Here is a 25169-nt window from a genome sequence, read left to right as displayed (position 1 = left end):
GCGCCATGCTGACCAAGCGCAAGAGCGGTCAGGCGAACCGCACAAGATTGCACACGCTGATGGGAACGGTCGCCTCCGCTCCCATCGACCGGCGAACCTTCCTTCGCCGTTCCGGTCTCGTGGCCGGCGGGATGGCTGTAATCGGGTCGTTTCAGCTCGGCACCGTTCAAAAGGCGGCCGCCATCAGTCCGCCGCAGCCGGGCGAGCCCATCGAACTCAAGAAAAGCGTCTGCACCCATTGCGCGGTCGGCTGCACCGTTACCGCCGAAGTCCAGAACGGGGTTTGGACCGGTCAGGAGCCTTCGTGGGACAGCCCGATCAACCGTGGCTCCCATTGCGCCAAGGGAGCAAGCGTACGCGAGCTCGTACACAGCGACCGCCGACTGAAATACCCGATGAAGCTCACCGCCGGGCAGTGGGAGCGGGTCTCCTGGGACGACGCGATCAATGGGATTGGCGACAAACTGCTCGAGATCCGTGAAAAGTCCGGCCCGGAATCCGTCTACTGGATGGGGTCGGCCAAGTTTTCCAACGAAGGCACCTATCTCTTCCGCAAGCTCGCTGCCCTGTGGGGAACAAACAATCAGGACCACCAGGCCCGCATCTGTCATTCGACGACCGTCGCCGGCGTAGCCAACACCTGGGGCTACGGCGCGATGACGAACTCCTTCAACGATATTCGCAATTCAAAGACCATGATCATCATGGGCGGCAACCCGGCTGAGGCGCATCCGATAGCGATGCAGCATCTGCTGGAAGGCAAGGAACTCAACAAGGCCAATCTGATCGTCATCGATCCCCGTTTCACGCGCACCGCCGCCCATGCGACCGAGTATGTCCGGTTCCGGTCCGGCACTGACATAGCGCTGCTGTGGGGCATGCTTTGGCACATCTTCGAGAACGGCTGGGAGGACAAGGAATTCATCGCGCAGCGCGTCTACGGGATGGATGAGGTCCGCAAGGAAGTCGAGAAGTACACGCCAGAGGAGGTGGAGCAGATCACCGGCGTGCCTGGGGACCAGGTGAAGCGCGTCGCCGAGCTGTTCGCCACGCAGAAGCCGTCGACGATGATCTGGTGCATGGGCCAGACACACCACACGGTTGGTACCGCCAATACGCGCGCGAGCTGCATCCTGTGTCTTGCCACCGGCAATGTCGGCAAGCCGGGTACTGGCGCGAACATCTTCCGGGGCCATGACAATGTACAGGGCGCGACGGATATCGGGCTCGATGTAGTCACCCTGCCCTTCTATTACGGGTTGACGGAAGGCGCCTGGAAGCATTGGTCTCGCGTCTGGGAGATCCCCTACGAGGACCTGCTGAGCCAGTTCGACTCGAAGGAAGCCATGGAAACCCCGGGCATACCGCTGACAAGGTGGTTCGATTCCGTCTCGCTGCCCAAGGACAAGATAGGGCAGCGCGACAGCATGCGTGCTATGTTCATTCAGGGCCACGCCAGCAACAGTATCGCTCGTATTCCGGAATCGATGAAGGGCCTGACAGGCCTGGAGTTGCTTGTTGTCGCCGATCCCCATCCCACGACCTGGGCATCACTGGCGGTGGAAGCGGGGCGTCAGGACAACACTTATCTCTTGCCTGTCTGTACGCAGTTCGAGACGTCAGGCTCGCGCGTCGCCTCAAATCGGGCCATCCAGTGGGGCGAGCAGATCGTCAAGCCGAGCTTCGAGCAGAAGGACGACTACCAGGTCATCTACCTCTTGTCGAAGAAGCTCGGGCTTGCCGACAAGATGTTCAAGAAAATAGCCGTCGAGGGAGACCGGCCGGTGCCGGAGGAGGTGCTGCGCGAGATGAACCGCGGGAGCTGGTCGACGGGCTATTGCGGTCAGTCGCCGGAGCGCCTCAAGGCGCATATGAAGAACCAGCACAAGTTCGACCTGGTGACGATGCGGGCTCCGAAGGATGATCCCGAGGTCGGTGGCGACTATTACGGCCTGCCTTGGCCATGTTGGGGCAAGCCGGAGATCCGCCACCCGGGTACGGCCAATCTTTACAGCACCGGCCTGCATGTCATGGACGGCGGTAGCCCGTTCCGCGCCCGCTTCGGCGTTGAACGCAACGGCAAGACCCTCCTGGCGGAAGGTTCGTACACGCAAGGCTCGGAACTCACCGACGGCTATCCGGAGTTCACCATGGCCGTGCTTAAGAAACTCGGCTGGGACAAGGATCTGACGGCGGAAGAACTCGCCGTGATCGAAACGATCGGCGACGACATCAATAAGGTCTCGTGGTCGACAGACCTGTCAGGCGGCATCCAGCGCGTCGTACTCAGCCATGGCTGCCATCCCTACGGCAACGGCAAAGCTCGCGCAGTAGCGTGGAACCTGCCCGACCCAGTGCCAATCCATCGCGAGCCGATCTACTCGCCGAAGGTGGACCTGGTCGCAAAATATCCGACCTATCCCGACGCCACACAGTTCCGGCTGCCGAACATAGGGTTCAGCGTGCAGCAGGCCGCGGTGGAAAAGGGCATCGCCAAGACGTTCCCGCTGATCCTGACCAGCGGCCGGCTCGTCGAATATGAAGGCGGGGGCGAGGAAACGCGGTCGAACAGATGGCTGGCCGAGCTGCAGCAGGAGATGTTCGTTGAGATCAACCCGGCCGATGCGTCCGAACGCGGCATCGGCGATGGGACCTGGGTTTGGGTGAATGGTGCGGAGAACAACTCGAGGGCGCGGGTGAAGGCGCTGGTCACGGAGCGCGTCGGCCGGGGCGTCGCTTTCATGCCCTTCCACTTCGGCGGCTGGTTCCAGGGTAAGGATCTGCGGGCTCACTATCCGCAGGGCTCCGATCCATATGTTCTGGGAGAGAGCGCCAACAGCATCACCACCTACGGCTACGACCCGGTGACGGGCATGCAGGAGCCGAAGTGCACGCTCTGCCAAATCGTAGCGGCGTGAACGGGAGGAACAGAAATGGCCCGGATGAAATTCCTTTGCGACGCTGATCGTTGCATCGAGTGCAATGCCTGCGTCACCGCCTGCAAGAACGAGCACGACGTGCCTTGGGGCATCAACCGCCGCCGCGTCGTCACCATCAATGACGGCAAGCCCGGCGAACGCTCCGTCTCGATGGCGTGCATGCATTGCACCGACGCGCCCTGCGCGGCGGTCTGTCCGGTCGACTGCTTCTATACCACGGCGGACGCGGTGGTGCTCCACTCCAAGGATCTGTGCATCGGGTGCGGCTATTGCTTCTACGCCTGCCCGTTCGGCGCGCCGCAATATCCTCGTGTGGGCAACTTCGGTTCGCGCGGCAAGATGGACAAATGCACCTTCTGCGCCGCGGGCCCGGAAGAGGATTCCACCGAAATTGAATATGCCAAGTACGGCGCCAACCGGCTGGCTGAAGGCAAGCTGCCGCTTTGCGCCGAAATGTGTTCAACCAAGTCGCTCCTGGCCGGCGACGGGGAGATCATCGCGGCGATCTACAAGGAGCGTGTGACGCAACGTGGCTATGGTTCGGGAGCCTGGGGCTGGCAGACGGCCTATCGAGAAACAATCGACGTGTAGGAGGCAGTCGGGCTCGTCCCGCGGGCAACGGAGCTATCACGGAGGACGCAGAAATGCCGGACAACTGGCTTGGTCGAGTGACGCCGCGGGCTATCGCAGCGTTCATGACACTCACGCTGCTGGTCGCAGCACCTGTCTACGCGCAAGCCCCATCCGGGAGCAACCCGACCGCACAGGCTGTAAGCGAACGGCAGCTTCTTGACGAGTTGCAGAAGATCGAGGGGCGCGTCACCCTGCCCAATACGGCCGCCGGCTTGCTCGAGCAACCGCAAGGCCGCGATTACCGCAGCTTCCACGAGGGCTGGCTGCCGTGGATCGGCGGCATCGCGATACTCGGCATTTTGCTGCTGCTGGCGCTGTTCTATTTCTACAGGGGCCGCATCCGCACACTGGCGCCCGAATCGAGCGTAAGGATTTTGCGCTTCGGTGCTCTGGAGCGGCTAACCCACTGGATGACTGCCACGGCGTTCATCATCCTAGCCATCACCGGCCTGAACTTTATCTTTGGCAAGCGTCTGCTGATGCCGCTGATCGGGGCCGATGCATTTTCAACCTGGTCGATTTGGGCGAAATACGCCCACGACTTCGTCGCGTGGGCGTTTATGCTCGGCATATTAGTCATGCTGGTGACATGGGCCTGGGACAACCTTCCGGATCGCCATGACGCGCATTGGCTCAGAGTCGGCGGCGGCTTTTTCGACAAAACCAACAGGACGCACCCGCCGGCCGGACGTTTCAATACCGGCCAGAAGCTCATCTTCTGGGCCGTCGTCCTGGGCGGAATTGCGATGTCGATATCCGGCATATTCATGCTGTTTCCGTTCGCATTCACCGACATAAACGGCATGCAGACGGCCCAGTATATTCATGCGACTGCTGGCATAATTCTGATCGCTGTTCTTATCGCTCACATTTATATCGGCACGCTCGGAATGGAAGGCGCCTATGAAGCAATGGGTTCGGGCACGGTCGATATGAACTGGGCGAAGGAGCATCATAGCCTTTGGGTTGAAGGGCAGGAGGCGAAAGGTACAATACAGCCGCGCTCGGCGGCCGAAGCGGCCGAATAGTGCTTCTGCGCAAAACCGAAATGCGCGGGCCCTTGGTCCGGGCATTTCTTGGCATCCTCGTTGGGCTTTCATTGCGCGAGGCGGTGCCTTCGAACCCACGTCAACGAGCGAAGGGCTAGGAAGGCGTCTCCTCCCCGCCCGCGGCTGCGGTGGAGTTGTCGCCTGGCTCGCCCGTCCAGTTTTGACCAACCAGATTATGTCCCGGATCGCCCACGCGAGTGCTCTCGCTGCTGTAAACCTGCCATGCTGGCTGTTGCTGCTGCGCGCTCAGAAGAAAATAGCCCGCCCCGAGCGCAATTGCGATCGAAACGACAATTCCGGTCAAGATCATACCCATCCCGCCTTCTCCCTTTCTCACCTGCTCAAAGTCGTAGTCATGCTCTCATTTCGGCGTCTGCGTCTGCTGCGCTGGATCCTGCCCCGTCGCAGGTGGATTGCCAGATCCGGATGACTGGGGGACCTCACCGGATTTTTGCTGAAACTGCAGGTCGAGCGCCGCCAGTGAAAGCAACGGCGGCGGCATGGCGACGCCGGCCACTCTCATTTGCCGCGCGGTCTTCTGGCATTGTGCAATGTCATTGGCGGCGGCCAGTTCCTCCGCTTTCGCGACATCTATCACGGAATCCTTGGGGGTGCTCGACGTATCGGAGGGGGGCAACGGCGCGGCCCTGCTTTCCTTCTGGGGCGCGTTCGTGGCCGATCCGCTGGCCACCTTCTCCTTGTTCGGTTGTGGAGCGTCGCTGGCAACTCCAGATTGCCCCGTAATTTTCTGCGCCGAGCCCGTCTCCGGCTTGGCGGGCGCGGCTGCGCTGCTAGTAAATGCACCAGCCTTCTGAGCCGGGGCAGCGGCGGTCGGGGTAGCCGCTTCGGCAGGCGCCTTCATGAAGGCGAGGAGCTCTTGGCAGAGATTTGCGGGCCCGCCTGCCTGCTGGGCAGCAGGCGTTGCAGTAGCGGCTGCTGGAGCCGTAGCCTCGGGGGCAGTGCTCGTCTGCGCCAGCGACGTTGACGCCGACAGCGCGACGATTCCTGCGAGAACCATTTCTTTCATCGCTTTGCTCCTTCCCTAATGAAAGTCACCCGCTTGGCTGACAACATAACGCCGGAGGGTGCCCGAACGATCCATGGACTTGCAAGGCCTAACCTGCCCCGCAATTCGGCCGCGGTCTCGCCGGCCGCCTTCATGGATTTTTGGCCCAACGAATGCACCCCGCCCCCGCAGCAGAACCTGAAACGCGGCCCTGGAGGCGTTACGGCGAGCTTTCGGACCTGAGAAAGCCGACATGTGCTAACGTTCTGTCGATATCGTGATGGGCGACGCCGATCAGCGGCAGGCACGAGGCCATGAATGTAGCCTTGACTTTGCTGAACCTACCAGAGCGGCCGGATGCGATCATCTGCTACAATGATCTGATGGCCTTTGGTGCCATGCTTGCAATGCAGCGACTTGGCATGACGCCAGGAAAGCACGTTGCGCTCGTTGGGTTCGACGATATACCGGAGTCGTCGCTCTGGACGCCAAGCCTGACCACCGTCTCGATTGATGCGCGAAATATCGGCCGTCTTGCCGCTCGAGTCCTACTGGACAAGATTGCCAATCCACATCGTGTACCGCGGGACATCATCGTGGACCCGCAGCTGATCGTCCGGGAGTCGTGTGGTGAGCGGATGACCGAATCTTAGGGCCGCCATCGTTCGAGCGGCTTCATTAAGGGCAGCGCCCTGCCGAGCCCGCCTGCGATTGCTGCTAGAACGTGAACCCCAGCCACTGTTGTGAACCGGTGCTGCGGCGTGTCCGCCGTTGTTTTCAGGCGCCTCGAGAAGTTCTTCGCTCAAGGCAGCAGGAGAACTCGTCGCGTAAGGATTAGCTGAGGCAGAAGTGTCGGAGGAGAGTTTAATGGCCAGACCCACGCAGGGTCAGGGCAAAAAGGCCGCGATCATCGATCTGCCTGGACGGGCGCTACCAAGGACTTCCGGCCATGCCGCGCGCCGGCTTGAGACCACGATGGAGTGGCTGGATTTTGACGAAGCGAGGCAACGGAAGAATACGCGGCTGATCGAACGCTTCTCAACCTGAGGTTGATCCGAAATACCCGCTTACCTGGCGCGATACTCCTGTCGAACACCTCGACGGCTTCGCACCATCATCGAGGGCATATTTGGCACCAACCGCACGGTCATCCGATCGGCACTGCTGCGCGTACCTGCTACGCGCTGGGCTTTTGGCTTGGAAATCGGCGCGGCGATATCGCCGCCTTGGAGTGGGACGACCTCGTCACCGAGGAGATTGAATTGTTCGACGGCTCGCTGGAGTTAATCGAAGCGTTTGATTTCCGACAGAAGAAGAACCGCAACCGCCATGGCGGGAGGGAGATGTTCATTCCCGTCGTTGACAAGCTGGCGATGGCCTTGGAACCGCTCGACCGCTCACAGCGCGGCACGGTCTTGAAGAGTGCTTACAAACGGCCGTTCTCCGAAAAGAGCCTGACCGGCATGATGCAGCATTGGACGCGCCAAGCGGGAATTCCGGACGGCTACACCCTTCACGGATTGCGTCGCACCTTCGGCACATACCTTGCCGAATGCAACGTTCAAGCGCGCCATCATGAGGCAATGGGCCATTCCTCGATGACCGTGACGGATGACTATGTCCGTGAGGCAAACAAGAAGCGGATCGCCGTCGACATCGCTCGCGCCATCATCGGCTTCGGCAATTTCCTGTCCGGCCGACACGAGCAAGCCGTCATAGCAGGCCGGCGGGCGGTGGAACTGAACCCCGGCTTCAGCATCCTGCACGGATGGCTGGCGGCACCGCTAGCCAGGCTCGGGCAGCTCGACGAGGCAAAAGCCTCGGCTGGGCGGCTGCTCTCGCTCGACCCGCACTTCACCATCGGGCGCTGGTCCGCTGCCGTAGGAATTGCGTCGAACATCCTCGATGACGTCACCGACGCCATGCGTATGGCAGGTTTGCCGGCATAGGCATTGGGGTCGCGGTGGCGTCACTTCTCTAATTTCAGAGTGCATCCTTCACGATTGTCACGCCACAGCAGCACGCTTCCGATAAGGTGCTTGACCGGTTCGACCTCACCCTCGTTCGCGCCATACATGCGCCGCTTATCGACGATCTTTTTTCCAAACTGCAGGAGAGACGAGCGGACGTGCGGTTGTCACGTCCCAGTGCTATGCGGGTGGTGCAATAGCGTTTCGGAGTGTAGCAAATGTCCAATCTGCCGATTTCATCGAAGCCTATATCGCCGCCTATAACCGCAGAATGAGAAGCAGGTCGGACCTCTATGCGAGAGCGGCCCTGTTCCTCCCGACAGAACCGCCGCACGTCGGGATGCGCAATGGCTCGTCAGATCCGCTTTAGCTCGAGCGCATGGCGATGCCTAAGCAGCGGATAAACGCGAGATGTGCGTTCGCGCGCCCCGGTTAGCCGCTTCCTTGTCAAGGTTGATGATGTTCGATGTTTGTTGTTCTATAGCAAGCTGTCGGTTGTGGTGGTCAGTTCAAAAAATTGATTTGTGCGGCACACCCGCTGCCTAGATGTTACGGACTTCGCATAAAGGGCCGATTACGAGGGGTAACCATGGTTCACACTGCACGCCTCCGCCACGATTCTCTGGCCGCCCCCTCCAGCAGAAACGTCCCTGCAAAATGGCTCGCCGCCGCGGCCTTCGCGGCGATCGGCTTGCTCGCGGCCCCGGCCGCACAGGCGCAGGACGCGCCTCCCGCGCCCGTCGTCACGGTAGCCAAGCCGCTGGTGCGCGATATCGTCGAGGACGATGAGTTCGTCGGCCGTTTCGAAGCCGTCGACCAGGTTTCGCTGCGCTCCCGCGTCGGCGGCTATCTCGACCGGGTCCATTTCCAGGACGGTACGCTGGTCAAGCAGGGCGACCTCCTGTTCACCATCGACCAGCGGCCGTTCAAGGCGGCGCTGAATCAGGCGCAGGCGCAGGTCGACTCGGCCAAGACCCTGGTCGAATTCAGCAAGATGCAGTTCGAGCGCGCCGAGACCCTGTCGCGCGAAGGCAACATACCGGTTTCGACACTGGACGACCGCCGCCGCGAATATCTCGCCGCCCAAGCGCAACTGGACGGCGCGGAGGCGGCACTTGAAAACGCAAGTCTCGATCTCGAATTCACCGAGATCAAGGCGCCGTTTTCCGGCCGGGTCGACCGCCGGCTCATCTCGCCGGGCAATCTGGTGCAGGCCGACCAGACCGTGCTGACCACCATTGTCTCGATCGACCCGATCGACTTCTATTTCGACATCGATGAGCGGACCTACTTCGCTTATGCGCGCGACGCCCGCGAGCGCGGCGGCGTCATGCAGGAGGGCGCCGGCGGCGTCGATGTTGTCGTCCGTGTCGCCGACCGTGATGAAGCGACGTTCAAGGGCAAGCTCGACTTCGCCGAGAACCGTCTGGACGAAGCTACCGGCACGATGCGGGCCAGGGCGCGCTTCGACAACAAGGACGGCGTGCTGCAGCCGGGCATGTTCGGCCGCATCAACGTGCCCGGCTCGCTGCCGCATCCGGGCGTGCTTCTGCCTGACGAGGCGATCGGCGCCGACCAGAACCGCCGCATCGTCTTCGTTGTCGACGAGGCAGGCCTGATCTCGGCCAAGCCGGTCCGCACCGGCCCGCGCATCGACGGCTATCGCGTTATCCGCGAGGGCCTCACCGGCGAAGAGACCGTGGTAATCAACGGGCTGGTGCGAGTGCGGCCGGGCGTCACCGTCAAGTCCGAGATGACCACGTTGCCGCCCAAGGTTGAAGCCGAAGGGCAGACGCAATGAACTTCGCCCATTTCTTCGTCAACCGCCCGATCTTCGCGGTGGTGCTGTCGATCGTGCTCGTGCTCGTCGGCGGCATCGCCTATACGCAGCTTCCGGTCGCCCAATATCCCGAAATCGCGCCACCGACCATCGTGGTGCGCGCCTCCTATCCGGGCGCCGACGCCGAGACGGTCGCCGCGACCGTGGCGACGCCGATCGAACAGGAAATCAACGGCGTCGAGCACATGCTCTACATGTCGTCCTATTCCTCCGGCGAAGGCTCGATGTCGCTCACCATCACCTTCCGCCCCGGCACCGATCTCGACGCGGCGCAGGTGCTGGTCCAGAACCGCGTCTCGATCGCCGAAGCGCGCCTGCCGGAAGAGGTGCGCCGGCTCGGCATCACCACGGCGAAAAGTTCGCCCGACCTGATGATGGTCATCCATATGCTGTCGCCCGACGACACATATGATCAGCTCTACGTCTCGAATTATGCGCGTTCGCGCGTGCGCGACGTCCTGCTGAGGCTTGACGGCGTCGGCGACGTGCAGATCTTCGGCGAGCGCGAATATTCGCTGCGCGTCTGGCTCGACCCGGAAAAGCTGTCCGCCTACGGCATGACCGCAGGCGACGTAGTCCAGGCGCTGCGCGACCAGAACGTCCAGGTGTCGGGCGGCTCGATCGGCGCGCCGCCGATTGGCGACGGCTCGGCCTTCCAGTATACGGTCACCACGCAAGGGCGCTTCGAAGACGCGCGCGACTTCCGCTACGTTATAGTCAAGTCGACCAAGGACGGCCGCTTGATCTCCCTGCAGGACGTGGCGCGTATAGAGCTCGGCGCCAGGGACTACGTCACCAATTCCTATCTCAACAACAAGGCGGCGGTGGCGCTCGGCATCTTCCAGCGGCCGGGCACCAATGCCTTGGCCTCGGCGGAAGAAATCCAGGAGACCATCGCGGAGCTTTCGGAGGATTTCCCGGAGGGGCTGGCCTACGAGATCATCTACAATCCGACCGAGTTCATCGCCGAATCTATCAACGAGGTCTATCTCACCATCGCCGAGGCGATCCTGCTGGTGGTGATCGTCATCATCGTGTTCCTGCAGTCGTGGCGCATGGCGATCGTGCCGATCGTGGCGATACCGGTCTCGCTGATCGGCACGCTTGCCGTGCTGCTCGCCTTCGGCTTCTCGCTCAACATGCTCACTCTGTTCGGGCTGGTGCTGGCGGTCGGCATCGTTGTCGACGACGCCATCGTGGTTGTGGAAAATATCGAGCGGAACATCCGGCTGGGGCTCGCTCCGCGCGCCGCTGCGCACAAGACCATGGATGAAGTGGGAAACGCGGTCCTCGCGATCTCGCTGGTGCTGATCTCCGTCTTCGTTCCGGCGGCTTTCATTCCCGGGATTTCCGGCCAGTTCTACCTGCAGTTCGCCATCACCATCGCGGTCTCCACCGCGATCTCCGCATTCAACTCGCTGACGCTTTCGCCGGCTCTCGCTGGCGTGCTTTTCAAGCCGCACAGCGAGGAACATTCGAACTTCTTCCTGGCAAGGTTCGGCCGCGCTCTGGCGAACGGGTTCAACAACGGGTTCGACAGGATGGCGGACGGCTATGCGTGGCTGGTGCACAGGCTGGTCGGCACGACTCTGGCGCTTGCCGCCATGCTGCTCGTCTTCGCAGGCCTGCTCTACGCGACCTATCACATGCTGCAGACGGTGCCGCGCGGCTTCATCCCGAACATGGACCAGGGTTATGCGATCGTCGTCGTGCAATTGCCGGAGGGCTCTTCGCTCGCCCGAACGGACGCAGTCATCCAGAAGGCGTCGGATATCATCCGCGAGACACCGGGTGTCGCCAACGCCGTCGCCTTCGCAGGATTCAACGGCGCGACATTCACCAACGCCAGCAATTCCGGCGTGATCTTCGCGCCATTCAAGAGCTTCGAGGAACGGCTCGAGAGCGGCGATACTTCCGACAAGATCATCGGCACGCTGTTTGGCAGCCTGCAAGGCATCCAGGAGGCCTTCATCATCGCGCTGCCGCCGCCGCCAGTGCGGGGCATCGGCAACTCCGGCGGCTTCAAGATGATGCTCCAAGAGCGCAACAGCGCCGACATGCGGCCGATTCTGGCGCTGGCCAACGAAATCGCCGGCAAGGCCAACCAGACGCCCGGGCTGATGGGCGTCTTCACCACCTTCTCGGCCTCCAGCCCGCAATTCTTCCTGGCGATCGACCGCGACAAGGCGCGGATGCTGAACGTGCCGATCCCCAACATCTTCGAGACGCTGTCGATCAATCTAGGCACCGCCTATGTCAACGATTTCAACGCCTTCGGTCGCGTCTACCAGGTGCGGGCGCAAGCCGACCAGGCTTTCCGCATCGATCGCGACGACATATTGAAGCTGAAGGTGCGCTCGGCGGCCGGCGACCTGGTGCCGCTCGGCACACTGGTCGAGATCCGCGACGTCACCGGTCCCTCGCTCGTGCAACGCTACAACATGTATGTCTCCGTGCCGCTTCAGGGCAATGCAGCGCCGGGTGTCGCCACGGGCACGGCGCTCGACCTGATGGAGGGGATCGCAGCCGAATCGCTGCCGCAGGGCACTTCCTTCGAATGGACTGAACTCGCCTTCCAGGAGCGGCAGACCGGCAACACGGCGGTCTTCATCTTCGGCCTGTCGGTTCTGTTCGTCTTTCTGGCGCTCGCCGCGCTATACGAAAGCTGGATTACGCCGTTCGCCATCGTGCTTATCGTCCCGCTCAGCGTGCTGGCCGCCCTCTTGGGCGTCGCCTTCCGCGGTCTCGACAACAACATCCTCGTGCAGATCGGGCTGATCGTGCTCATCGGCCTGGCGGCGAAGAACGCGATCCTGATCGTCGAGTTCGCGCGCCAAGGTGAGGAGCGCGGCCTTGACGCCGTCGAGGCGGCTGTCGAGGCCTGCCGGCTGCGGCTGCGGCCGATCCTGATGACGGCATTCGCCTTCATCCTGGGCGTGGTGCCGCTAGTGATCGCCAGCGGGCCTGGCGCGGAAATGCGCCAATCGCTCGGAACGGCCGTGTTCTCCGGCATGCTGGGCGTGACGTTGTTCGGCCTCTTCCTGACGCCGGTCTTCTACGTTGCTCTGCGCAGGACATTCCGGCGCAGGCGGTCTGAAGCCGGCCCGACCCTGGCTTCCGAGAGCGGCGCAGCCGAGTAGATGCCGAGCCGATGAGGCGCCGAGCTACCCCAACTCGAACCGAAAGGCCGCAGATCTGGTGTCTGGCGCTGCGCTCCCTCGCCTGCTTGCATCGGCGCTACCTCCTCGGCCGGTCGCGCAGCGCATTGGAATTCGCCGGTCGTCTCCGCATGGCCGCCTACGGCCGGAACAGCCGTTTCAATACGAGATGGACCGGCAAGTAGGCGACCAGGGGCAGGAGCACCATGTACAGGCCGAGATACATGCGTGGCGGCAAGATCTTCTGCGGCTCCGGACCAAACCCGTGCACCCAGTTGATGTTCTCGTCGGGCCGGGTGAACCAGTAACTTGCAACCGGTACCACCCAGGCGAGCGGTCTGCGCTTTGAACGCGCGGCGGTCGTAGCCTTGCCGGATCAGCATGAAAATAATGATGACCGGCATGAACAAATGAAAGCCGGACAGCGCCCTCGCATATGCGGCTCCCTTGGATTGAACATGTAGGCAGCGAGCCCGGTCAGCTTGCCGCCGGTCACGAAGTCCGCCAACCAGGCGAACTCGAGCGGCAGAACGCCGACTGCCATCATCGAATAGAGGAGTCGGCTGCCGGTCCACAACGCGATAGCACGGCAAAGAGCGCAATATCGGAGAACCACAGGAAATTGCCGGGGCCGTATCGCAACCAGTATACCGGCGTGAGCACGGAATGATGCAAATCGGCCTTAAGCCGTTGATTTAGACTAATGGTGGGCCCGGAGGATGGTTGGAAATCGTGAAAAATCAGACACTTGACAATCAGTGGGACTGTCGGGTGTTCAAATCTTATCCAATGCTTTTCGATGTTTCTGTCCCACCGCATTTGCCGCGTCGTCGCTTGACGTGCTCCGGGAACGGCGTGACCTCGGAGAAGCGACCGTCACACCAGATCGCGTTGGCGACCGACGAGGCCTCCTGCTGCCAAAAGCTTCCTGGCCGTTTTCGCCTACCCGAGCCTGGCGCCGGAGGCGGGGTCGAACAGCAGGGCTTTGTCGAGATCCAGTTCGAGGCCGAGGCTGCCGCCCTGCACCGCCATGCCCGCCGGCGTACGGATAACTGACGGATGACCCTGGATATTGAGCGTCACGATGTCCTCCGGCCCCGTCGGCTCGACGAGATCGACGGTCGCGGACAGGGTCGGGCCGGCCTTGGCCGTTATCCGAATGTTCTCGGGGCGCAGCCCGAGGATCGCGGCGCCTGTGTGAACGGTCGCACCGGTGGCCATCGAAAGCGATAAGTCGATACCGGACGCAGGGATCGTGAAGCGCAGTCCGCCTTTGTGGCCGGACACCGCGCCTTGGATCAGCGTAATGGGCGGCGAACCAATGAAGCGAGCAACGAACAGATTGGCCGGATTGAAATAGATCTCGTGCGGCGAGCCTACCTGCTGCACGACGCCGTGGTTGAGGATGACGATCTTGGTCGCCAGCGTCATCGCCTCTATCTGGTCGTGGGTGACATAGACCATCGTGCGCCTGATCCGCTGATGGAGCCGCTTAATCTCGGCGCGCAGGTCGCCACGCAGAGCCGCATCGAGATTAGACAGCGGCTCGTCGAACAGGAACAGTCTCGGATCGCGGACCAATGCGCGCCCGATGGCCACGCGCTGGCGCTGACCGCCGGAGAGTTCCCTCGGCCGCCGCTCCAGCAGCGCCTCTATCTTGAGGACGGCCGCCACGCGATCGACGCTGTCGGCGATGTCGTTCTTCGAGAGCCCACGCATCTTCAGTGGAAAGCCGATGTTCTCCCGCACCGACATGGTCGGGTAGAGCGCGTAGGACTGGAAGACCATGGCAACGTCGCGCTCGCGCGCCGGGAGATCGGTGACGTCCTTGTCGCCGATGACTATCGAGCCGCCGTCGATCTCGTGGAGCCCGGCGATGGCATGCAGCAGCGTGGACTTGCCGCAGCCAGAAGGCCCGAGCAGCACGACGAACGCGCCTTCCTCCACCTCGATCGAGATGTCGTCGAGAACGGTGACGGCGCCGTAGGACTTTTCGACGTTGCGTATCGAGAGCTGCGCCATGTGATCTCCAAATCAGCCCTTCACGCTGCCGAGCGTCATGCCGCGCACGATCTGGCCCTGGACGAGCATGCCGAGCACAAGCATCGGCAGCATGATGAGCGTAGCCGCCGCCGTCAGGGCGCCCCACTGGATGCCCTGAAAGGTAAGGAAGGAGGTGATGCTCACGGGCAGCGTCTGTGTGTTGCGGCCCGACAACGTCAGGGCGACGAAGAACTCGTTCCAGGTGAACAGCACGCAGAGAATAAGCGTCGCCACCACGCCGCCGCGCGCCGCCGGCAGATAGATGCGCCAGAAGATGGAAAATTCCCTCGCGCCGTCGACACGTGCCGCGTCACGTAGTTCGCGCGGAATGTCGTCGAAGAAGGTGATCAGCAGGGAGATGGCGAAAGGAACATTGATGAAGGCATAGACGGCGATCAGCAGCCAGTGCTGGTTGAGCGCGCCGAGGCGCACTGCGAAATAGTAGACCGGAATGACGAAGACCAGCGCCGGCGCGATGCGCAGGCTCAGGATAAACTTCTCCTGGCCGCGCCGCTTCTCTGCGTCCTGCTGGGTGATTCCGTATGCCGCGATCGCGCCGATCGCGACGGCTAGTGCACTGGCTGAAAGCGAGATCACGAAACTGTTGGCGAACGCTCGCAGGAAGGTCTTGTTCGCGAGAATCGTGCGGAAGTTGTCGAGGGTCGGCTCGAACAGCCACACCGGCGGGATGGCGAAGGCGTCGCCGGGCAGTTTGAACGATGTCGCGACGACCCAATAGAGCGGAAAGAGCACCGCGGCGAGAAGGACAACCAGTCCGACATAGAAGAAGAGACGCCGGATCAAGTGCGCTCGCCCTTCCTCGGGAACAGCACGCCGTACATGGCGAGCAGGGCCACGTTGGTGAAGATCGTAAGGATCAGGGCGACGGTGATGGCGTAGGAAATCTCGAAATTGGTGAAGGCTACGACATAGCCGTAGAAGTTCAACGTCTCGGTCGAGAGCGCGGGACCTCCCCGCGTCATGATGTAGAACAGGTCGAACGCCTTGATGCTGTCGATGGCGCGGATCAGAGCGACGATCGCGATCGCGCGGCGCAGCATCGGCAAAAGCACGTACCAGGTGACCTGCCATTCGCGTGCGCCGTCGACGCGCGCGGCATCGAGAGGATCGGAAGGCGCCGAATCGAGCGCGGCCATCGACAGGAGGATGACGAAAGGCGTCCACTGCCAGACATCGGCGATCAGCACCGAAAAGAGGGCGACCTGCGGGCTGCCCAGCCAGTCCATCGCATCGATGCCGAGGCGCGAAAGAAGGTAATTGGCCATGCCCGACGCCGGATCGAAGATGAACCGCCATGTGAGACCGACGACGACCGGCGTCATGATGATCGGGACGAGGAGAAGCGTCCGAACGATCCGCTTGAGCGCGAAGTTCCTGTCGAGAAACAAGACGATCGCCAGTCCGAGGACAACCTCGATCGACGTTGCGAGCACCGTGAAGAGGACGGTCCGCCAAAGCGCCCAGAGTCCGCGCGGATCGGCAAAGAAACGGATGTAGTTGTCGAGACCGACGAAAGTGTCGCGCCCTGCCCGCATGAGCGACAGGTCCCGGAGCGATAGCCAGACGACATAGAGGGTGAGCACCAGCGACGTGATGCTGAGCACCATCACGATCGGCTGATAGAACATCCGAGATGGATCGGTTCGCTTCACCACGACAACCTGTTTCGGAATGAAAGGACCCTGCCGCGCCCAGGGAGGTCGGCGCGGCAGGGTATGATCGGCCGCCTTAGCGCCCGATCGCTGCGTTGTTGGCTTCGTCGGCTTCCTTCAGCGCATCCGCGGCCGATGCCGTGCCGGCGAGCGCCTTGGAAACGGCTATGCCGGTGTTGTTAATGACCTCGTTGGCCTGCTCAATCGTCGGCAGATACTGGGGGTTGCCTTGGTTGATCGCGGCAATCATCGCATCCTTAAAGGCGCCGTATCGCTTGCCGAAAGATTTACCGTTGAGCGCGGTGAGCGAGGTGACGCCCGAATTCGGATCGGTCTCCATCGACTTCACCTGCTGCTCCTTGGCCGTCGCCCAGGCGGCAAACAGAGTCGCTGCCTCCTGGTTCTGCGAGTCAGCGGTCACATAAAGGCTGTGCACGGCAAGCGACGAGGAGCCACCCTTGGGTGACGAGGACTTCATGGGCACAGGAACGTAGCCTATCTTGCCCACGACGCTGGAGGCCGCCGGATCCTCGTTGTAGGCGCCGTTGACCGTGGCATCGAGGGTTATCGCCGCCTTGCCTTGCTGGAACAGGAGACGGTTTTCTTCCCAGCCGAAATTGGCGACGCCAACGGGACCGTAGGAATTCAGGACGCGGGTGAAGGCCTCAAGCGCTGCCGTGCCTTCCGGCGTGGCGAGCGCCGACTTGCCGCTGTCGTCGAGGAACGAGCCGCCGAAGCCCCACAGATAGGCAGCCCAGACATAGACGCCCTGGATGCCCTGCTGGCCGCGCATGGTAATGCCGGCGATCTCCTTGTTGGTCTTCTCGGAAATCGTCTTGGCGGCATTCTCGATGTCGTCGAACGTCTTCGGCTCGCTGAGGCCGTGCTGCTCGAACAGGTCCTTACGGTACATAACGAAGGTGCTCTCACCGTATACGGGGAGCCCGTACACCTTGCCGTCCACGACATTGGTGTTGAAGTAGCCGGGGACGAAATCCGCCTTGTCGAACTGGTCGGTGTGCTTGGCGAGGTTCTCGTCCAGCGGCACGATGTAGCCGTTCTTCAAGAAGCCCGGAATGTAGATGATGTTGTTCTGAACGACGTCGTAGCGGCCAGACTTGGAGGACAATTCCAGCAGCATCTTGGCCGTGATGTCCTGCTCCGGCACCACTTCCAGCGCGACGTCGATACCAGTAAGCGTCTTGAACTCCGGCAGCATCTTCTGGATGGCATCCGTGGTGGGATGGCCTTCCATCAGCACCGAGAGCTGCACGCTATCGAACGGCTTGTCTTGTGCCGTGGCCGGGGCAGAAAGGCCCGAAAGCATCGCCGCGGCCGCGGTCGTTGCAAGAAATTCGCGTCTGTTCAGCATGTTGGTTCTCCCATTGTTGTGAGTGGCGTTCAGCCGAGGCGCACGACCTCACCGGTCTCTGCGGAACGGATCATTGCGAGCGTGAGCTCCAGCGAGCGGAGCGCATCTTCTCCCGATGCAACTGGGCGATCGGCTCCCTCCAACCATTCGAGGACGGCCAGGAGCTGCTGGCGAAGGTCGCCGCCGACACGACCGGCCAGTGTTGGCCAGTGCTGTGTGTCGATCTCCTGCGAACGGTCATTGTCGGCGAAGTAGAGGCCGCTGTCGCCACACTGGACTTCGAACGAGCCTTCCGTGCCGATCAGTTCGAGGCGCGCATCGATCATGTGCCGCGCTCCGGAAGGCAGCGACCAGGCGCTTTCGAAGTTGACCACCGTGCCGTCCGAGAAACGGGCGATGGCGGCGATGCTGTCCTGGGTGCCGGTCGGTCCGAGCAAGCGGTCCGTCTGCTGCGCATAGACGGAAACCGGATGCTGACCACTTAGCATCCACAGGACGAGATCGACGTCATGGACGGTGACATGCAGCGCCAAGGGAAGCTTGCCGGCATAGCGCTTCGGACCCTCGGTGCGTGCGCTGTTGCGGCGGGCGTAGAGATGAATAGGCGCGCCGATCCTCCCCTCATCGATCAGTTCCTTGGCGCGGGCGTAGCGAGGATCGAAGCGCAGAAGGTAGCCCACACCGAGCTTCACGCGGGCGCCGCGGGCCGCGGCGATGATGGCCTTGGCATCGTCCACGGTCGAGGCGATCGGCTTTTCGATGAAAAGGTTCACGCCCTTGGCGGCGACCGCTTCCGCCGGCGCGCGGTGGAGATTGTCGGGCGTGCAGATGCTGACCAGGTCCAACTTCTCGGCGGCGAGCAGCTCGTCGTGGCTGGCATAAACCTTGGCGTTGCCGCAGCGCGCCGCTACCGCCCTCGCGAGTTCGACATTCGGATCGACGACCGCCGCCAGTTTGCAGTTCGGCGCGCTCGAGAAAATCGACGCGTGCATCAACCCCATGAATCCTGCACCGATGACGGCGACGCGACGGGTCATGACGGGACCTTTCTCTGCGGGGTGGCCGGTTGTCGCCCGGCGATGGACCGGGCGAAGCGCTGCGTGATCAGCGTCGGGCGCGTGATTGCGCTGCCGACGACGACGAAGCTGGCACCCAGATCGAAACACTGCAGCGCTTCGTCGGTCGTCCAGATGCGACCTTCGGCGACAAAGGGGATACCGGCGCGGCCAAGCGCGCGCATCAGGCCGAAGTCCGGACCCTCATCCGCAGGTGTATAGCTGGTGTAACCGGCCATGGTGGTGCTCACCAGGTCGGCGCCTGCCGTAACCGCGGCACGGGCTTCCGCGACCGTGCTGATGTCGGCCATCGACAGCGCGCCGGATTCGGCGATGGCTGCAACCATTTCAACGACGGATGCCGGCCGCGGCCGGGCCGTCCCGTCGAACGCGATGATGTCGGCTCCCGCCCGGGCAATCGCCCGTGCATCCTCGATGGATGGCGTGATGTAGATTTCGGTGTCGGCGCGCGAGGTCTTGACGAGGCCGATGACGGGGACTGCGACGCACGCTCTCACCGCTTCGACATTCGCCAGACCCTCCGTGCGGATGGCGCTCGCGCCCCCCTCGACCACGGCGGCGGCAATCGCCGCGAGGTGTGTCGGCGCCGCCAGCGGCGTTCCGGCGTCAGCCTGGCATGAGACGACGAGCGTCCCGTAAAGGCTGTCAGGTAAAAGCTGTGTCAACGTCAACGACCCGATTTCGGTCTGCCGTCATGTGGCGGAAACAAGTCGTATTGCTGGCGAAGTAATTTGTCAAATAAAATCACATGATGAAATTTTTCTTCATCGCCAGATCGGCCACGCCGATCAGCCCCGCATCGGCGCCCGCACGGGCCTGCACGATCTGGCGTCGAAACGCGGCGGGCAGGCTGTCGGCGTGACGAAGCACACGATCCAAGACGCCGGACGCTAGCCCTACTCCACCGCCCAGCGCTATGCGGTCCAGATCCGTTGCGGCGACCAGGTTGGCGAAGGTCTCGGCGAGCGCGGCGGCCGCATCTTCCAGGATGACCTCTGCTTCGGCGTTCCCCGCCGCCGCCTCGGCGAAGACACCCTTTGTGGTAACGGTGCGGCCCACGCGCTCGCCGAAGCGTGCCGCGATAGCGGTGCCGGACGCTACGGTTTCAAGGCACCCCCGGCGGCCGCAGCCGCAAGGTGCATCCGCTCCCGACACGCTCATGTGTCCGACGTGGCCGGCGAGCCCGGCTTGGCCGCTCTGTAGGAGGCCGGCGAGGACAAGCCCGCCCCCGACCCCAGTAGAGATGGTGACGAACATGAAGTTCCTGGCGCCCTGCCCCGCGCCGAACGCATATTCGCCCCAAGCCGCCGCCTGCGCGTCGTTGACGACGAGCGGCCTCACCCCGATCGATCCTTGCAGCCGTGGCGCCAGTGGATAGCCGTTCTCGATCGGTAAGGTGCGCGGATTGAGCGCGCTTAGAGTGCCACCATCGGAAACGATACCGGTCGTCGCCACTGCCAATCGGCTTGGCCGAGCGCCCCTGATCTCGGCAGCTATGGCCTCGACCAGCGCGTCACCGCCGGAGCGGGGCGTCGGAATCTGACGCCGGTTTCTCAGCTTCGCGCCAGCAACCTCCGCGAAGGCGATCTTCGTGCCGCCGATGTCGACTGCAAGAACGCTCTCAGAACGATCGGTCACTCACGCTCTCCGCCGTGCGCTGGATCATCGCCAGCCTGTCCGGGTCCTGCCTCATCATTTCCGCCAGCAAGGCGTCGACGATCAGCAGCTGGCTTATCTTGGAAGGAAAAGCGCCACCGGTGAGCGGCGTCTCTGGCCATGAGGCGATCAGCGTCAGATCGCACACGGCAGCGAGCGGACTCTTGGATCGGTTGCTGATGCCAAGAACGAAGGCACCGCGCGAACGGGCGAGCTTCGCTACGCCCACTGAATCCACAGTCGAGCCCGAGCTAGATATGATCACATGCGCCGTCGCTTTCGTGGCGGTCCCCGCGGCCATGGTGGCGAGGTGCGCGTCGGCCAAGGCGCGCGACAGCATGCCAATGCGCGTCATCTTATAGGCAAGGTACTGCGCCGTGACGGCCGAAGCGGCGGCGCCGAAACAATCGATCGCCTGCGAGCCAAGCAGCCGCTGGGCGGCCGTGGTGACGTCCTCGCGCACGATCAGCTGCTCGGTTTCGCGCAGGGCGACGACTGCGGTCTCGACCAGCCGCTGGATATCGTCGGCCGGTTCGGCGCTATCCTTTTCCAGCTGCTCGCCGGCGAGTTCCTTGGCCATGGCGAGCTTGAAATCCTGGAATCCAGTGAAGCCCTGTTCGCGGCAGAACCGCATCACACTGGCTTCCGATGAACCCGATATTTCCGCAAGTTCGGTGATGCTTTGGTAGAGCGTGGTCTGGGGCTGAGCGAGGACGGTTTCCGCGACCTTCGCCAGTGCCGGCGTCATGCCGCCGGCTGCCGCACGTAAGCTGGCGATCAGTGCCTGTTTCATAATTGTCCCCGGACGATATCGTTCAGAAGTGTTCAGCGACCCAAGGCTGCGGGCCGGCGAAGACAAGGTCGCACAATTGCACAGCAGCCGAAGGGCCTGATAGGCGTCCGCGCCGTGAGAGCTGCGATGCGGAGCTGAATCCTGTGAAAAGGCTGGTGAAGAAGGCCCCGTCGACCATGACAGTCGGCAATCCGTCTCGCACGCCGCGGCTCACTCGCATGGTCCCGTCGGACAGGTCGAGGCTAAAATCGAGGTCGCCGTCGTCCACGTCCTTGATACGAAGTCCGAGCGATGCATCTTGCAGGACATAGCCGCGGCATTCCAGCGCCTGCGCCGGCTCCACGACGCGAGCAAGCCATTCCTCCTGGTGGAACAGGCGCCACCCTTTGTCGGGCATGGCGGCTACAAGATCGTCCTGTGGACCGCCGTGCCAGCGAACCTTCGGATAAACGGACCTGAAACGTCCCACGAAACACAGTACCGCCTCGGCCATTTCTCGATTCGCCGCATACCAGTCTCGAATGTACAGGATGTCAGGATCGGATCCGTCGACGATGACATATGCGCCGATGGTATCCGCATCCGACTTGCCGGCGCCGTAGGCCGCAAGCGCATCTGTCGGCGCCCGCACGAGTTCCTTCCAATGCATGTCGGCCCGCCCCAGCAGCCCTGCTTCGACTCTTCGCTTGGCGGCATAGGCAGACACGACGCTGTCATCGGACAGGGGCAAGGGGACGAACGCGATTGGGGTCTTCAGAGGCAGCGCGGCTGTATCGGCTTCATAAATTATCTCGCTTCCGGCCAGCTCGAACCCACATTTGCGGTAGACGGGTCTTGCCGAGGCAAACAGAGACACCATGAGCGCGCCTTGCACCCGAGCCTCATCGCACAGCGCGTCAACTACTGGCCGCGCTAGCCCCTGCCCTCTGGCCTCCGGCGCAATGGCGACATGCGCGATATTGGCCGCCGGCACGTCCACGCCTCCGAACGCATGCGACGTCATCAGAAGGGCGGCGCACGCTTTCGCGGCGCCGCCGGGCTCTCTGAACATGCGAAACGAGTGTATCCCGACGTGGTGTACATATTCGCGCGCCCGCTCCCGGCTGAACCCGAACGCCATCGTCAGCAGATGGCATACGGCGTCCTCCTCGCCACTCTTGGCCCGGTCATATACTAAACTGCTGGCGATTTTTTTCATTTACAATCAGATTGTGAAGTTTTACTTCATAGCGCAGTGTCGAGCCGGCCGCAAGAGGATGCATAATGAGCAACGACAGCGCGATCCTCAGGGAAATCGCCGAGATTCCGACTGTTCTGCGCCAATCGTCGGCGGTTCAGCTCGAAGCGATCGGCAAGGCGGTACACGCGCTTGGCGGCGAGAAGCCCCGGCTCCTGGCGACGATCGGCCGGGGCAGTTCCGATCATGCCGCTACCTTCCTCCGCTATGCTTTCGAGATTTCGCTCGGCATCCCCGGTTCCTCAATCTCACCGTCGATCAGTTCGATCTATGGACGCCAGCTGGACCTCAAAGGCGCGCTTTGCCTCGTCGTCAGCCAATCAGGCCGCAGCCCCGACATTGTGAGGGCGGCCGGGATGGCCAGGAGGGGTGGCGCGCTGGTCGCGGCGATCGTCAACGACATGTCTTCGCCGCTTGCAAAGGAAGTGGATGTCGTGATTCCGATCAATGCCGGGGAAGAAAGGGCCATTGCTGCCACGAAGAGTTTCATGGGTGCTGCCGCAGCCGGTCTCCGCCTCCTGAGAATCTTGTCCGGCGACGCAAGCTTGCGGAGAGCGCTCGATACGCTGCCGGATGTTCTGGAGCAGACCGATCGGAATCACACCATCGATCTCTCCGCCATCGTCAAGGCGCGCACCGCATTCGTCATCGGGCGGGGACCAGCGCTGGGGATCGCCCAGGAAGCTGCCCTGAAGCTCAAGGAGATCGTGCAGTTCCCCGCGGAGGCCTATTCCGCGGCGGAGGTGCGGCACGGTCCCTGGCAACTCGGCCAGACGGACTGCGCCCTGGTCGGATGGAAGACCGACGCCGTTTCCTCGGAAAGCCAAAACGCCGTAGTCAGCGCGTACCGGGCGCTCGGTCGCCCCGTGCTCGATCTGCAGGACATTGGCCGCCGGTCGGCAGAGAACCTGGGCAGCATGATAGCGCCCCTGATCCCCCTGCCGGGCTTCTATCGCGCGCTTGTCATGGCAGCGACGCAACTCGGGCTCGATCCGGACCGGCCCAAGCTGCTGCGCAAGGTGACCGAGACGATCTGAACTGCAGATTGCAACTCGTACTGAAAGCCGTTGGTCGGACACCTCCCCGCTTCGAGCGGGCATTCCAACATACAGCTGACTCACCAAGCTTCGGATTGGGCGGAACCTACCCGGTGAAAGTTCGGTGGAGCCTTTTAGAGTGAGAGCGCGTGAATTACGTGTTGTTGGTGTTAACAAGCAGGAGAATTATCCCGGACAAAGACTTTCCCCTTAAATTCCGAATGGCCCACTTTCTGCGGAGAGTTGGTTCTAACCTGCTGAAATTTAACGATTTTGGTGGGCCCGGGAGGGTGTGAGAACTTACAAGAAAAACAATGGTTTAGCGGATGGTTAGCCAACCCATACCCTTCGTATGATCTCGTATGGTCTGGCGAACCTGGGGACGAGAGTTTGCCGCCGGTTCGACTTTGAGGCGCATGATTGCAGCTAGCCGGCCCCGACGGAAACTGAAATGCCGATCAAACAGTTTTAGGTCGCGGCGCAATCCACATCCTACCCAAGGAGTCCTCACCGCGACCTGAAGCCATTAATTGATTGTTCTAGCGGAATTGCGGCGTCCGATGCGGCACCGCGCGGCGCGACTGCCTTCGACTGCTTAATAAAGATTCCGGCCGTAAACCGTGGATTTTCTGGCGAAGGCACTGCGATAGTCCTGCGGGCTCGTCTGGAAATTCGCGAAGAATGCCCGGTAGTAGGCAGAGGGAGTAGCAAAACCGCTGGCCAGCCCTGTCTCGCGGATGCTCATGGAACTGTAAAGCAGCAGCTCCTTCGCGCGCTGGAGGCGCAAAGCGATATATCTCTTCTTGGGAGTGGTGCTCAGATGCCGCTGAAAAAGGTACTGCAGCTCCCGAACGGAGATTCCGCACTTTTGAGCAACCGTGTCGATATCCAACGGACTTTCGACCGTTTCCTGCATGATACGCTGCGCCCCGTTCAATACCGGGTTGGTCATGAACGGTTGAGGATTGACGATCTCACGCTGACGAAATTCGGGCAACCGCGGCGTGTAGATCAGTTCGTTGCGGACGAGGTGGTAGAGTGCATCTCCGCACATGTGTCTCAACATAGCCATTGAATAGTCGAGGCTCGCGGCCTGTCCGGCACATGTCGAACGATTGCGGTCGATCAAATAAAGCTGCTCGACGATGCGAGTGTTTGCGGAGAGTTCCCTCAGAGAGGCCAACGCGGTCCAATGGCAGGTCGCGTCGTAGCCGTCCAGCAAACCAGCCTCAGCCAGCAGAAGCGGCCCCGTGTCCATACCGCAAAGGTGTGCTCCTGCAGCGGATTGCCGGCGAAGCCACCCGAACAATTTTCCCTTTGCCTCATCGGCCACGCTGTAAGAGACCAGCAAAATGACCAGGTCAAATTTCCGATCCTCATCGAATGTCGCCGTCATGGGAAATTTAATATCCATGCTGGCGGGTGGCGTAGCGGGGTCTGCCGACAAGAGATCGATACTGAAGGGTGCCGATTTGCTCACACGGTTGGCGGCTCGGAATGGCTCGATGGCGAGGAACGCGCTGTGCAGCGACGGCTCGCGGCCAACGAGCAGCGCCACTGATCGCTTCCTGTCGGCATCGATTCCGACTTGCCGGGTTTTGCTATTGGCTTGGTCCATGCTTCAGATGGCCGTTCGAATGAAAAAACTCTGATATTCGCAAATAGCACGATTGTCTTCGCTTTTGTC

Annotated in this window: 22 protein-coding genes; 9 read left to right on the top strand and 13 right to left on the bottom strand. The window is 62.0% G+C overall.

Features of this window, described 5'->3' with window-relative positions:
- Positions 1–5 precede the first annotated feature (5 nt).
- From ACWTU7_RS04045 to ACWTU7_RS04035, 3 genes are read left to right on the top strand one after another with little or no spacing between them, the layout of a single operon-like run.
- Positions 6–2918 (top strand): formate dehydrogenase subunit alpha, encoded by a 2913-nt coding sequence (locus ACWTU7_RS04045; protein ID WP_455837814.1) that lies wholly within the window; start codon positions 6–8, stop codon positions 2916–2918.
- Positions 2919–2933: 15 nt separating this feature from the next.
- Positions 2934–3530 (top strand): formate dehydrogenase FDH3 subunit beta, encoded by a 597-nt coding sequence (fdh3B, locus tag ACWTU7_RS04040; RefSeq protein ID WP_127209329.1) that lies wholly within the window; start codon positions 2934–2936, stop codon positions 3528–3530.
- 53 nt (positions 3531–3583) lie between these two features.
- Positions 3584–4600 (top strand): formate dehydrogenase subunit gamma, encoded by a 1017-nt coding sequence (locus tag ACWTU7_RS04035; protein ID WP_455837815.1) that lies wholly within the window; start codon positions 3584–3586, stop codon positions 4598–4600.
- Positions 4601–4715: 115 nt separating this feature from the next.
- On the opposite strand, the gene ACWTU7_RS04030 is transcribed toward ACWTU7_RS04035, so the two are convergent.
- Positions 4716–4937: a hypothetical protein gene (locus ACWTU7_RS04030; protein ID WP_095518969.1), complete on the bottom strand. Its 222-nt coding sequence runs from the start codon at positions 4935–4937 to the stop codon at positions 4716–4718.
- A 45-nt stretch (positions 4938–4982) separates the two neighbouring features.
- Entirely contained in the window at positions 4983–5648 is a 666-nt protein-coding gene (locus ACWTU7_RS04025; RefSeq protein ID WP_455837816.1) for a hypothetical protein, read from the bottom strand.
- A 293-nt stretch (positions 5649–5941) separates the two neighbouring features.
- Between ACWTU7_RS04025 and ACWTU7_RS04020 the strand changes: the two genes are divergently transcribed.
- From ACWTU7_RS04020 to ACWTU7_RS04000, 5 genes are all read left to right on the top strand, one after another.
- Positions 5942–6280, top strand: coding sequence for a substrate-binding domain-containing protein (locus ACWTU7_RS04020; RefSeq protein ID WP_455837817.1), 339 nt, complete (start codon positions 5942–5944; stop codon positions 6278–6280).
- Positions 6281–6494: 214 nt separating this feature from the next.
- Positions 6495–6674, top strand: a complete 180-nt coding sequence (locus ACWTU7_RS04015) for a hypothetical protein (protein ID WP_455837818.1) — start codon at positions 6495–6497, stop codon at positions 6672–6674.
- A gap of 179 nt (positions 6675–6853) precedes the next feature.
- Complete coding sequence (locus ACWTU7_RS04010) at positions 6854–7576, top strand: tyrosine-type recombinase/integrase (protein WP_455837819.1); 723 nt, start codon at positions 6854–6856, stop codon at positions 7574–7576.
- 712 nt (positions 7577–8288) lie between these two features.
- Entirely contained in the window at positions 8289–9398 is a 1110-nt protein-coding gene (locus ACWTU7_RS04005; RefSeq protein WP_455837820.1) for an efflux RND transporter periplasmic adaptor subunit, read from the top strand.
- A complete protein-coding gene (locus ACWTU7_RS04000; RefSeq protein ID WP_455837821.1) occupies positions 9395–12577 on the top strand; it encodes an efflux RND transporter permease subunit in 3183 nt (1060 codons plus the stop codon). The genes ACWTU7_RS04005 and ACWTU7_RS04000 overlap by 4 nt, the downstream gene beginning before the upstream one ends.
- A gap of 157 nt (positions 12578–12734) precedes the next feature.
- Here the strand turns inward: ACWTU7_RS04000 and ACWTU7_RS03995 are convergent, their stop codons facing one another.
- The 10 genes from ACWTU7_RS03995 to ACWTU7_RS03950 all read right to left on the bottom strand — a co-directional run bounded on the left by ACWTU7_RS03995 (position 12735) and on the right by ACWTU7_RS03950 (position 22406).
- Positions 12735–12920, bottom strand: coding sequence for a hypothetical protein (locus tag ACWTU7_RS03995; RefSeq protein ID WP_455837822.1), 186 nt, complete (start codon positions 12918–12920; stop codon positions 12735–12737).
- 617 nt (positions 12921–13537) lie between these two features.
- Positions 13538–14617 (bottom strand): ABC transporter ATP-binding protein, encoded by a 1080-nt coding sequence (locus ACWTU7_RS03990; protein WP_455837823.1) that lies wholly within the window; start codon positions 14615–14617, stop codon positions 13538–13540.
- A gap of 12 nt (positions 14618–14629) precedes the next feature.
- Entirely contained in the window at positions 14630–15442 is an 813-nt protein-coding gene (locus tag ACWTU7_RS03985; RefSeq protein WP_095518973.1) for a carbohydrate ABC transporter permease, read from the bottom strand.
- Positions 15439–16287 carry a carbohydrate ABC transporter permease gene (locus ACWTU7_RS03980; protein ID WP_455837824.1) on the bottom strand — a complete coding sequence of 283 codons (849 nt, stop codon included), beginning with the start codon at positions 16285–16287 and terminating at the stop codon, positions 15439–15441. The genes ACWTU7_RS03985 and ACWTU7_RS03980 overlap by 4 nt, the downstream gene beginning before the upstream one ends.
- 100 nt (positions 16288–16387) lie before the next feature.
- Entirely contained in the window at positions 16388–17683 is a 1296-nt protein-coding gene (locus ACWTU7_RS03975; protein WP_455837825.1) for an ABC transporter substrate-binding protein, read from the bottom strand.
- 29 nt (positions 17684–17712) lie between these two features.
- A complete protein-coding gene (locus tag ACWTU7_RS03970) occupies positions 17713–18720 on the bottom strand; it encodes a Gfo/Idh/MocA family protein (protein ID WP_455837826.1) in 1008 nt (335 codons plus the stop codon).
- Entirely contained in the window at positions 18717–19430 is a 714-nt protein-coding gene (locus tag ACWTU7_RS03965; protein WP_455837827.1) for an N-acetylmannosamine-6-phosphate 2-epimerase, read from the bottom strand. The genes ACWTU7_RS03970 and ACWTU7_RS03965 overlap by 4 nt, the downstream gene beginning before the upstream one ends.
- 73 nt (positions 19431–19503) lie before the next feature.
- Positions 19504–20397 (bottom strand): ROK family protein, encoded by an 894-nt coding sequence (locus tag ACWTU7_RS03960; RefSeq protein ID WP_455837828.1) that lies wholly within the window; start codon positions 20395–20397, stop codon positions 19504–19506.
- Positions 20381–21208, bottom strand: a complete 828-nt coding sequence (locus ACWTU7_RS03955) for a MurR/RpiR family transcriptional regulator (RefSeq protein WP_455837829.1) — start codon at positions 21206–21208, stop codon at positions 20381–20383. The genes ACWTU7_RS03960 and ACWTU7_RS03955 overlap by 17 nt, the downstream gene beginning before the upstream one ends.
- A gap of 22 nt (positions 21209–21230) precedes the next feature.
- Positions 21231–22406, bottom strand: a complete 1176-nt coding sequence (locus ACWTU7_RS03950) for a GNAT family N-acetyltransferase (protein WP_455837830.1) — start codon at positions 22404–22406, stop codon at positions 21231–21233.
- Positions 22407–22471: 65 nt separating this feature from the next.
- Here ACWTU7_RS03950 and ACWTU7_RS03945 point away from each other — a divergent pair, with 65 nt between their 5' ends.
- On the top strand, positions 22472–23482 hold the full coding sequence (locus ACWTU7_RS03945) for an SIS domain-containing protein (protein WP_455837831.1): 1011 nt from the start codon (positions 22472–22474) through the stop codon (positions 23480–23482).
- 595 nt (positions 23483–24077) lie between these two features.
- On the opposite strand, the gene ACWTU7_RS03940 is transcribed toward ACWTU7_RS03945, so the two are convergent.
- On the bottom strand, positions 24078–25040 hold the full coding sequence (locus ACWTU7_RS03940) for a GlxA family transcriptional regulator (protein WP_455837832.1): 963 nt from the start codon (positions 25038–25040) through the stop codon (positions 24078–24080).
- Positions 25041–25169 lie beyond the last annotated feature (129 nt).

It is taken from the genome of Mesorhizobium sp. BHscii, assembly GCF_053848065.1.
This window is presented reverse-complemented; position numbering and strand designations above follow the sequence as displayed.